Origin of the sequence: Phocaeicola dorei, assembly GCF_013009555.1 — a bacterium.
Classification (GTDB): Bacteria; Bacteroidota; Bacteroidia; order Bacteroidales; family Bacteroidaceae; genus Phocaeicola; species Phocaeicola dorei.
Genome location: NZ_CP046176.1, coordinates 5,172,638 through 5,182,017, shown reverse-complemented (window position 1 = coordinate 5,182,017; position 9,380 = coordinate 5,172,638). Strand labels below are relative to the sequence as shown.

At 43.9% G+C, this 9,380-nt stretch carries 12 protein-coding genes; 10 read left to right on the top strand and 2 right to left on the bottom strand.

Annotation, left to right across the window (positions count from 1 at the left end):
- Positions 1-17: 17 nt before the first annotated feature.
- The 5 genes from GKD17_RS21335 (at position 18) to rpsO (ending at position 4,802) form a co-directional block, all read left to right on the top strand.
- The gene (locus tag GKD17_RS21335) at positions 18-2,864 is read left to right on the top strand and encodes a DUF4906 domain-containing protein (protein ID WP_007833689.1); all 2,847 of its coding nucleotides are present in this window, start codon (positions 18-20) and stop codon (positions 2,862-2,864) included.
- Position 2,865: 1 nt separating this feature from the next.
- On the top strand, positions 2,866-3,159 hold the full coding sequence (locus GKD17_RS21330; protein ID WP_007841332.1) for a hypothetical protein: 294 nt from the start codon (positions 2,866-2,868) through the stop codon (positions 3,157-3,159).
- Complete coding sequence (locus tag GKD17_RS21325) at positions 3,159-3,446, top strand: hypothetical protein (protein WP_007833684.1); 288 nt, start codon at positions 3,159-3,161, stop codon at positions 3,444-3,446. Before GKD17_RS21330 ends, GKD17_RS21325 begins: the two co-directional genes overlap by 1 nt.
- A 72-nt stretch (positions 3,447-3,518) precedes the next feature.
- Positions 3,519-4,454: a DUF5106 domain-containing protein gene (locus GKD17_RS21320; RefSeq protein ID WP_007833682.1), complete on the top strand. Its 936-nt coding sequence runs from the start codon at positions 3,519-3,521 to the stop codon at positions 4,452-4,454.
- Positions 4,455-4,532: 78 nt separating this feature from the next.
- Positions 4,533-4,802, top strand: coding sequence for a 30S ribosomal protein S15 (rpsO, locus tag GKD17_RS21315; RefSeq protein ID WP_005844439.1), 270 nt, complete (start codon positions 4,533-4,535; stop codon positions 4,800-4,802).
- Between the two features lie 102 nt (positions 4,803-4,904).
- Here the strand turns inward: rpsO and GKD17_RS21310 are convergent, their stop codons facing one another.
- Together GKD17_RS21310 and GKD17_RS21305 are read right to left on the bottom strand one after the other, a co-directional pair.
- Positions 4,905-5,390 carry an S-ribosylhomocysteine lyase gene (locus GKD17_RS21310; RefSeq protein WP_007833681.1) on the bottom strand — a complete coding sequence of 162 codons (486 nt, stop codon included), beginning with the start codon at positions 5,388-5,390 and terminating at the stop codon, positions 4,905-4,907.
- A gap of 11 nt (positions 5,391-5,401) precedes the next feature.
- Complete coding sequence (locus GKD17_RS21305) at positions 5,402-6,097, bottom strand: 5'-methylthioadenosine/adenosylhomocysteine nucleosidase (protein ID WP_007833680.1); 696 nt, start codon at positions 6,095-6,097, stop codon at positions 5,402-5,404.
- A 528-nt stretch (positions 6,098-6,625) separates the two neighbouring features.
- Here GKD17_RS21305 and GKD17_RS21300 point away from each other — a divergent pair.
- The 5 genes from GKD17_RS21300 (at position 6,626) to GKD17_RS21280 (ending at position 9,380) form a co-directional block, all read left to right on the top strand.
- Positions 6,626-7,012, top strand: coding sequence for a hypothetical protein (locus GKD17_RS21300; protein ID WP_009126113.1), 387 nt, complete (start codon positions 6,626-6,628; stop codon positions 7,010-7,012).
- A gap of 161 nt (positions 7,013-7,173) precedes the next feature.
- Positions 7,174-7,389 (top strand): hypothetical protein, encoded by a 216-nt coding sequence (locus tag GKD17_RS21295; protein ID WP_004291535.1) that lies wholly within the window; start codon positions 7,174-7,176, stop codon positions 7,387-7,389.
- 11 nt (positions 7,390-7,400) lie between these two features.
- The gene (locus tag GKD17_RS21290; RefSeq protein WP_004291534.1) at positions 7,401-7,622 is read left to right on the top strand and encodes a hypothetical protein; all 222 of its coding nucleotides are present in this window, start codon (positions 7,401-7,403) and stop codon (positions 7,620-7,622) included.
- Between the two features lie 13 nt (positions 7,623-7,635).
- Positions 7,636-8,052 carry a PcfK-like family protein gene (locus GKD17_RS21285; protein WP_004291533.1) on the top strand — a complete coding sequence of 139 codons (417 nt, stop codon included), beginning with the start codon at positions 7,636-7,638 and terminating at the stop codon, positions 8,050-8,052.
- Positions 8,049-9,380 carry a PcfJ domain-containing protein gene (locus GKD17_RS21280; RefSeq protein ID WP_004291532.1) on the top strand — a complete coding sequence of 444 codons (1,332 nt, stop codon included), beginning with the start codon at positions 8,049-8,051 and terminating at the stop codon, positions 9,378-9,380. Before GKD17_RS21285 ends, GKD17_RS21280 begins: the two co-directional genes overlap by 4 nt.

Below are 9,380 nucleotides of genomic sequence, written 5' to 3'. Positions count from 1 at the left end.
TGTGGAGGATACTATATATGAAAAATAAACTGAAATATATGGCGCTTTGCCTTTCGTTACTGATAGGCGTGGGGGCTTGCTCGGAAGAGGAAATAGCTTACTCTGCCGGTGAAGAGAATAAAGAGGTGATTTTGCAGTTGAATTGTCAGTTGCAGACCAATCAGGAAGTGATTGTTTCGCGCGCCAGTACTGCTGAAAACAGGTTGAATGATTTACACTTTTATGTGTTTAATGCGGCAGGAGAACTGACAGGATATAAAAAGCTGGTGGCTACAGAGTCGAGTCCTATACCGACTCCCGGACCGGAAACCGTTACTGTAAAGGCAATAACCGGTGAAGCGTATATCTATGCTCTTGCCAACTTGAACAGTACAATTTATTACTTGGATGACGCAGACAAAAATAAATTGACGGGAATTGATGAAGCGGATGTGGCAGGTTCCTCATTGACAAGAGACGAGTTCCTTGCAATAGACTTTAAACGCCAGTATGGTAATGCCAGCCACATTATTTCCCCTAATCCTACCGACGGACAGTTCATGATGTCCGGTTATCTGAATGGGGGCAAGGCTGTTACAATTACTGCCGGAACCAATGGAGCCGGTGTTATAAGCGAAAGCAACGTTATAAGACTGTACAGAATATTGGCGAAGAATACATTTACCATCGAGGCCGGTAACGGAGTAACTTTCACTCCCAGTACGTATGAATTGCATAATGTGGCTGTCGGTGGAAAGTTGGTGAATGGTACAGCTGACGCTACTACCGCAGATGTCGAGTCATCTTATTCTGGTATGGCCGGGGAAACGTTAACTTTTTATCTTCCCGAGAATATCCGTTCCTATCGGGGAGGTGAGATAAAGATGTGGAAGGATCGTGAAACGAATACCTATACGGATGACGTGAAATCGTTCGATAATGCACCGGATAATTCTTCCTATATCGTGATTCGTGGAAATTATAAGAAAGGCACCACTATCGGGGAGGTTTCGTATGCTATCCATTTTGGCAACTTCAGTAATACCGGAAGTCTTGAAGACTTCAATATACGCCGGAATTACTCTTATAAATATAAGGTGAAAGTAAACGGTGTCGAGGATATCAAAGTGGAAGCGGAAGTCGAGGGAGACAACCCCTATGTGGAAGGATTGGTGATTGACAGTGAAGGAGGAGAGTCTTTTGATTTGGACGCTCATTATGAGGCCAGAGTGCTGACATTCTCTCGGGAAAATATAAAGACGCTGAAAGAGGCGGGAAAAGGATATATAGTAAGAATCTCAACACCTTTCGGTTATACGGAGAATTTGTATGTTACCGATGGGGGAATCTTTAATGCCGAAGGTGATGTACAATTGGCTACGTTTGATGGAGGAACAATCCGTCCGATAAGCGGGCAGAGCCTTTTTAATGGAGAGGATGATTATGGATGGCTGCGTTTTGTACGCAATGTTTCTAAAAACAGAATTTCAGGACAGAGTCTAACCACCGTTGCCAAATATCCGGGTGACAATAATGAGTATGCAAATAAATATGGCGCATCTTGGGTTAATGTGTTCTTTATGTTGAAGGCATTATACGAAAATGCGGATAGCAATCAAGATGAAGTATTCTCAAATGATGGATACGCTTATTACACCTGTTTCGTGGACGAAAACTATTATAAAGGGAAATCATGGACTGTCTATTCCAATTGTGCGCCTCGTACCATACTTATTGCCAATCAGTTGTCGGTGAGCACGGACAGGAAGAGTCTTTATGCAAAAGTGCGTTACAGTCTTTCTCAGCGTTCCATTACTACGTTCTATCATTTCGGTTTCAATGGTTATCCTTATGGAACGGAGAATATAACCGAGGAAGAATTGTCTACTGCTTATTATTTGAATAAGAATAATTTGGGTGAGCACAAGAATCCTAATGCTTGGAATGCCCGTAACAGTGCCGTACAAAGCAACAAGGAAAAATCATGGTATCCGGACACTAATATGATTGTACCGGCAGACGGGAGGCAACCCATGTACCAACAGGCGGTACGGGCATGTATGAGCCGTAACCGGGATTTGAATGGAAACGGCACGATTGAAGCTAATGAGGTAAAATGGTATATGGCCTCTGTTGATCAGTATCGCGGATTGTGGTATGGCGAGGGTGCATTGAATAGCGTTGACCCGGACGCCCGCTTGTTTAGGGCTAAAATGAGCACGCTCAATGATAATGACAAAGAGAATGCTAAATATCACTATTTCACGGCTTCTACCGGTACCAATAGCATTTTTTGGGCTGAAGAAGGGTTGTCCACAAGTAATAAAGAGGTTAATACCGGTTGGCAACATGCGAATTTGGTTCGCTGTGTGCGTACGTTGGCATCAGACGACGGACTGTACGAAGCGAATAAATTCTATCAGTATAGTGACAATATATTTACATTGACAGGTTTGACTGCAACCAAAGGGACTACAGAAACTATAGATATCCATTTGGAGCGTGATGAAATCAATGGATTGTCTTCACGGATACAAGTGTCTAAAGACTATCTAAAACAAAAGATGGTGGATGGTGGATGGAATAATAATTATTATACGATTAAGAATAAGAAAAGACCGGAATATGATCCTTGTAAATACTATTATGAGGATAGCGGAAAAACTGATAAAGGAATTTGGCGAATGCCTAATCAGAAAGAACTGGGTCTGATGAGCGCAAACAATCTGTTGAGTGGTTATGTTACCTGCCGCACGGACTATTCAGGAAGTAAAGCAAATGGTGCTTATAGGTCTTCTTATGGTTTTTGGTTCCAAGGAACCAATGTAACTGTCCATGCTACTGATGCTGATCTAAAAGTTCGTTGTGTAAAAGATGTTAAATAGTATGAACAACCTACTGGAAATAATGGACAAAGAATCATGTAGTAAATCGGAAGTTTATCTGTATGAAGAGGAAGGGCGCTGGTATGCTTACCATCGTTCCGCCAAATCCTTAAGCAAACTTAGTGAGGCGGCCTTGAAACTGAAAGAGGCATGTTTTTTCTACGGTGTTATGTTAGACAAGGTAGAAGTAGACCTGAACAAACTGCTGAACGGTCCGTGGTTTGTTGCCCTGTGTTCAGACACTGAGATGATATTGATTAAAAACGATTACCACCAACTCCTATGTGAGAGGTAGTGACCATATTAGAAAGGGAGCTGAGCAATTCCGACTTGATATATATCTATTGGGAACAGGATGGAAAGTGGTATGCCTATGAACAGTCTGCTTTCTACCTGAGCCAGATGATGCTGGGAGTGTCCTTAGGGCGTTATGTCATGGAGGATACTTTGTGGCTGGCAAAAGCAGAAGTGGATGTAAGCCGGATTTCGCACGAAAATATTATCAGCTACAGCAAAACGGAATATGTATTACATTATACCCCTCACAATGGATTTCATGAGTGGCTGGCTGAGATAAAGTAATTTCGAAGTAATTTGGCTTTTCAGAGAATTCCTTCTACTTTTGTAAAAGGTGCAATGCCTAATTAAAAGCGTATGAGAAAAACTGATATATGGATCGGAGTCTTGTGCTGTTTTTTGCTTATCGCTTGTGATGGCAAAAAACAAAAATCTCTATCTGTGAATGATGATAATAAATCGTTGACTTTCACTTTGCCGGAGGTCCCTATTATGTTGCAATCCCCGGAAGACCGGCTGAACTTTATGGTACAGCATTACTGGGATCATTTTAATTTTAAGGATACCGCCTATATTCATGTACCGGATATCACAGAACAAGCTTTGGTAGATTACATGGACTTATTGAACCGTGTGCCATCTTCCCTGTCGGACAGTTGTTTAATCCGGATTATGCAGCAGGCTTCGCAGGAGAAAAAAATGTTTGGTTATTTTGTGGAAATTTTCCGCAGATACTTGTTTGATCCGAATTCTCCCCTTCGGAATGAGGAGCTTTATGAGCCTGTCTGCCGTTTTCTGTCTGCTTCTTCGCTGACCGATGAGGCTGCTCGGAGCCGTGCCCAACATGATTTGAAATTGATTGGTATGAACAAGGTGGGCAGTATTGCCGCTGATTTTATTTATACCTTGCCTTCGGGAATGCAGAAACGTATGCGTGATATCTGCACTCCTTACACTTTATTGTTATTCTATAATCCGGATTGTCATGGTTGTGCCGAAACACTGGCGACAATGAAGACCTCTGCTGTATTGAACAGTCCCCACATCATGAAACAAGTGAAAATTCTTGCTTTCTATCCCGATGAAGACCGTGAAGTATGGACGAAACACCAGAATGAAATTCCTGATGGATGGATCAACAGCTATGATAAAGAATTGACGGTACTGACCGAAGAATGCTATGATTTGAAAGCGATGCCTGCTCTTTATCTGTTGGATAAGGACAAAAAGGTGTTGCTGAAAGATGCGACAGTAAAAGAGATAGAAGATTATTTAAAAAATAAATCGCTCTAATTCATTGTGATATAAAAGATAATGTCTATCTTTGCACCCGCTAAATGAAAATTTTATATATCAAAAAATCTAAGAATTATGTATTTAGATGCAGCTAAAAAACAAGAAATCTTTGAAAAGTACGGAAAGTCTAACACTGATACTGGCTCAGCTGAAGCGCAGATAGCTTTGTTTTCATACCGTATTTCTCACCTGACTGAGCACCTGAAGCTCAACAGAAAAGATTATAGCACTGAAAGAGCTTTGACAACTTTGGTAGGTAAACGCCGTGCGTTGTTGAACTACCTGAAGAATCGTGATATCGAAAGATATCGTGCTATTGTTAAAGCATTAGGATTACGTAAGTAATTCAATCTCTATTGAAAAGGACTTAAAGAAAAGCCGCTTTCTTTTCAGAGAGCGGCTTTTCTATTTTCTGTTATTACGTTTCTACTGTTCTGTTGTAGAGAATTACTCTTTAGTAGGATAATACAGATTATCTTTTGTCATGTGTTCCAATACTTCATGCAGATATTTGGCCGACTCCCATTTGGCCATAGGCAGGTCATGAAGCAAGTAGTTACCGCAATCTTTAGGGGCGGCTCCCGGAACTTCGCCTTCAAAATTGGCTATAAAGCGGAACGTTTCCTGCATCAGTTCTACAATATCTTCTGATTTTAAATCGCCTTTCATCAACAGGTAGTTGCCAGTGAGGCATCCCATCGGTCCCCAGTAGACAATTTTGTTAGACCATATAGGGTGGTTACGTAGGTAGGTGGCAGCTAGATGCTCTATAGTATGCAAGGCTCCTTGTCCCAAAGCAGGTTCCCGGTTAGGTTCTTTCATGCGGATGTCAAAGGTGGTGACCGTTTCACTGCCCATTTCGTCTTTTCTGGATACATAGATACCGCGAAGCAAGCGGATATGATCAATGGTAAAACTGGGTATTGTTTTCATATTATTCGTTTTTATAAATTAGCTGGTAATGAGGAAAGGAAGGTATGAGTGACCTCGAAGGAACGGTCGGCTATAGTCTCCCAAAAATTTGTGTATTGTTCCCAATGGTTGTCGGCTCCCGGTGTATCGCTGATGATACGGAAACTGATGAACGGTACCTTATATATATAACAGATTTGGGCGATGGCTCCCGATTCCATATCTACTGCCAGCCCTTCGTGGAACTTTTCTTTAATATCGTTAAGTTCGGAACGGTCGGTGATAAATTTGTCTCCACTGCATATCAGGCCTCCATGAATGGCGGTCGGAGTATCCAGTGACATGGCGCAATCAAACAATGTAGCATTACCTTCGAATCGGGCGGGAAGTCCTTGTATCTGTCCATACACATTGCCTTCTCCACACCATACATCATGATATACAATTTGTCGGCTCACCACAACATCCATTATTTTCAGGCAGCTGTCTATACCTCCTGCTACACCGGTGCTGATGACACAGTCGGGCTGGAAGGTACGGATCAGTTCTACAGTACCGGCAGCAGCGTTCACTTTACCTATTCCGCATTTCATCAGGATAATGGTATTATTTCTAATGCTGCCTTCAGTATATTGGAAAGGACCTTCGGTGTATTCTTTCTTGTTTTCGAGCAGTTGCGCTACTTGTTTCTGCTCGGAACTCATGGCTGTTATAATTCCTATTTTCATAATTCAACTTTATTTATGGCTGCAAATGTACGCATTTTATCAGAGTATATCGTATCTTTGCACCCTGAAGTTACGAAAAGAGTGTAATTTATTGGAAATGAGCGTAGGTTAATTGCTCTTGATAGTAATAGGTTACGATTTAGTTAGTTATCTACTGCATTATCCTTCTGCGCGTTGCGTAACCTTCAAAGAACTCTTCGTATGCAAAAGTAGCTATTTAATTCGAGATTTTGATATAAACTCCCGTTTTTTATCCCCTCATTCATAAGAATTTTCCGTAAAAGCGGTATTGTCCGTCGGCACACCATTGCCCAAAACGAGTTTGGAACAAACGTGTGCCGACTACCGCATAGCTGGAGAAAAGGGCATTGCCTCACGCCTAAACGATGTTTAGACAGATGAAGCAATGCCCCTTTCTTTTGCGCCTATGCCAAGAGGTGCTTTTACGGGTTTTCAAATGATTTTTCTTTTTTCGCTGTCTCTTTTGCCGGAAGCGGAAAGTGAATGCAGAGTGTGTCAGCCTGCCCCATGAATGAAACAGGCGCCCACACACAGCCGGACAAACCGGGAAGAATGATTGTTGCCACCCGGCTGAACAAGTTCCGTCGGATCGGAAACAATCATACTTCCTTTGTTGTGGTTTGCCCTTTTCACGCTTCCGGTGATGTCTTTTTCCTTTTGGTGATTCTTTTTTTTACGGATTTTCCCCTGAAGTTTTTTTCTACACAATCTGCCTCTGTTTTCGTTTACCTCCATTTTGCGCCTTTCAGTAAGCCGCATCAGTCAGTCATTTTCGTTCTGGGCGCAAAGGTAATTCCGGGATTGGACGGGAAAGCAAGGTCAAGCCTCCTGTTTTCGGTAAAAATCTCCAGCCCTGCGGGTAGTATTTTGACCGAAAAACCTTGCATTCCCTAATCCCTACCTTTTCAAGCACCCGAAACGAAAACGACCGATGCGACAGAAAGACGCATAAAAAAAATGTCGGATAAACGAGAGGCAGATAAGATAGTTTGAAACTCAACTCCCTCAGCTCTTGAATCCGCATTAAAAACAAAAAAATCAAAAACAGCGAAGATATGACGGCAACGGCAAATTTCAGACAAATGGCGCAACACATCGGGTTGGCGATATGCGGCTTGATGATGCGCACCGCCTTCGGGGTGTTCGGCATCCTTTGGGGCATCATCAGAGAGATTGTAAACGGAGTGTTCCGAGTGGCGATAGGTGTAATCGTGGCTATCCTTTCCACCATTGCCTTCTTTGGCTTCATCCTTTGGTTATTCACCCTTTAACCCTTACCGACATGGCAAAAAGAAACAGCAAGACGGCAGCGCAGCAGTGCAGATATTACGAGGTGGACAACATCTTCGTGTATATGGTGGAAACGTACATCAACGGCAATTTTGAAACTTTCCGAAGATTGTACCACGAACTGAACAAGGACGCACGGAGGGATTTCATGGACTTCCTTCTCAGCGAGGTAGAGCCGACCTATTGGAGAGAGATACTGAAACAGATAATCTAAAAATGACAGCGATATGAAAGGAACAGACCATTTCAAGAGAACGATATATATGTACTTGGAACAGCGTGCGGAGGAAGATGCGCTATTTGCAAAGAAGTACCGCAACCCTGCCAAGAACATGGACGAGTGCGTGACCCACATTCTGAACTATGTGCAGAAAAGCGGTTGCAACGGTTTCACGGACGGAGAGATATTCGGGCAAGCCATCCACTACTATGAGGAAAACGAGATAGAGGTGGGCAAACCGATGGACTGCCAAGTGGTTGTGAACCACGTTGTGAAACTCACGGCAGAGGAAAAGGCGGAGGCACGTCAGAACGCTGTCCGCAAATACCAAGAGGAGGAACTCCGCAAGTTGCAGAACCGCCACAGACCGTCAGCGAGAAAAGAAAACCAACCCCAACCCTCATTATTTGATTTAGGCTTATGAAACCGAAGACCAAGATACAGAAAGAGGTGGCAAGACTTTCCGCCAACCTTCGCCCCATATCAGCGACACAAATAGATTGGGCATACCGCCACTGCGTTGAGCATATCGGCTACCGCACCAAGAAAGGGAACATCACCTGTTCCGACTGCGGTCACGAGTGGCACAGCGACAGCGGACTATGCGACACCCTTGAAGGCTGCACCTGCCCCAAATGCCATGCCGAACTCAAAGTGCAGGACACACGCAGACGCATCTACAAGGAAACGCAGAATTTCAGCGTGATAACCACCTGCAAAGGGTATCAGGTAATCCGCGTGGCGCAGGTCAGATGCGAGAGCAGGAAAGGCGAACCGATGCGTTTCTACTGCCACGAGGTCGTGCAGCGTTGGATTTCACCCGACGGCAAGGTTACGGACATGGCGTTGCTCCGTGGCTTCCTTTTCTGCTATTGCGATGTGTGGGCATTAGGCAGCGATATGGAGGTAAGACCGCACAACAGCCTATACGATGATGTGGTGGCAAGAAGCTGTGCATATCCAAAGATGAGGATATTGCCCCAACTCAGACGTAACGGCTTCAAGGGCGATTTCCACGGCATCTCCCCCGTGCGTCTTTTCAAAGCCTTGCTTTCAGACCCAAGAATTGAAACCCTTATGAAAGGCGGTGAGATTGAGGTCATGAAACACTTTCTTTTCAATACCCGTACTGCCGATGAATGTTGGGCATCATATCTGATTGCCAAGCGTCACAAGTATCAGATAGACAACCTCTCAATGTGGTGCGACTATCTGCGTATGCTCAAAAAACTCGGTCAAGACCTCCGTAACCCGAAGAACATCTGTCCCGAAGATTTCATGGCGGCACACGACAACGCAACCCGAAAAATTGAAGCCATACACGAGAAGGAAAGAGCCGCAGAGCAACGCCGTTGGGAGATTGAAAGGCGTGAGCGTGAGCAACAGCGACAACTCCAACGAAAGAAAGATGCGGAGGATTTCATCGCCAACAAATCCAAATTCTTCGGCTTGGTAATCACGGACGAGGAAATAATCGTCAAGGTGCTTGAAAGCATAGACGAGTATTACAACGAGGGCAAGACGCAGGGCATCTGCGTGTTTGGCAGTGGATACTACAAGAAAGCCGACACCCTCATACTATCGGCAAGGATTGGCGATGAGATTATTGAAACCGTAGAGGTGGACTTGCGAACCCTCGAAGTGGTGCAGTGCCACGGCAAGCACAACCAGGACACCGAATATCACGAGCGCATCATAGACCTTGTGAACAAGAACGCCAACCTTATCCGTGAGCGGATGAAAGCGGCATAG

What these genes read in the sequence shown, in the direction of transcription:
- GKD17_RS21335 (WP_007833689.1), top strand. Translation starts at nt 18, where the DNA reads ATGAAAAATAAACTGAAATATATGGCGCTTTGCCTTTCGTTACTGATA.
- GKD17_RS21330 (WP_007841332.1), top strand. Translation starts at nt 2,866, where the DNA reads ATGAACAACCTACTGGAAATAATGGACAAAGAATCATGTAGTAAATCG.
- GKD17_RS21320 (WP_007833682.1), top strand. Translation starts at nt 3,519, where the DNA reads ATGAGAAAAACTGATATATGGATCGGAGTCTTGTGCTGTTTTTTGCTT.
- rpsO (WP_005844439.1), top strand. Translation starts at nt 4,533, where the DNA reads ATGTATTTAGATGCAGCTAAAAAACAAGAAATCTTTGAAAAGTACGGA.
- GKD17_RS21310 (WP_007833681.1), bottom strand. Translation starts at nt 5,390, where the DNA reads ATGAAAACAATACCCAGTTTTACCATTGATCATATCCGCTTGCTTCGC.
- GKD17_RS21305 (WP_007833680.1), bottom strand. Translation starts at nt 6,097, where the DNA reads ATGAAAATAGGAATTATAACAGCCATGAGTTCCGAGCAGAAACAAGTA.
- GKD17_RS21300 (WP_009126113.1), top strand. Translation starts at nt 6,626, where the DNA reads ATGAATGAAACAGGCGCCCACACACAGCCGGACAAACCGGGAAGAATG.
- GKD17_RS21295 (WP_004291535.1), top strand. Translation starts at nt 7,174, where the DNA reads ATGACGGCAACGGCAAATTTCAGACAAATGGCGCAACACATCGGGTTG.
- GKD17_RS21290 (WP_004291534.1), top strand. Translation starts at nt 7,401, where the DNA reads ATGGCAAAAAGAAACAGCAAGACGGCAGCGCAGCAGTGCAGATATTAC.
- GKD17_RS21285 (WP_004291533.1), top strand. Translation starts at nt 7,636, where the DNA reads ATGAAAGGAACAGACCATTTCAAGAGAACGATATATATGTACTTGGAA.
- GKD17_RS21280 (WP_004291532.1), top strand. Translation starts at nt 8,049, where the DNA reads ATGAAACCGAAGACCAAGATACAGAAAGAGGTGGCAAGACTTTCCGCC.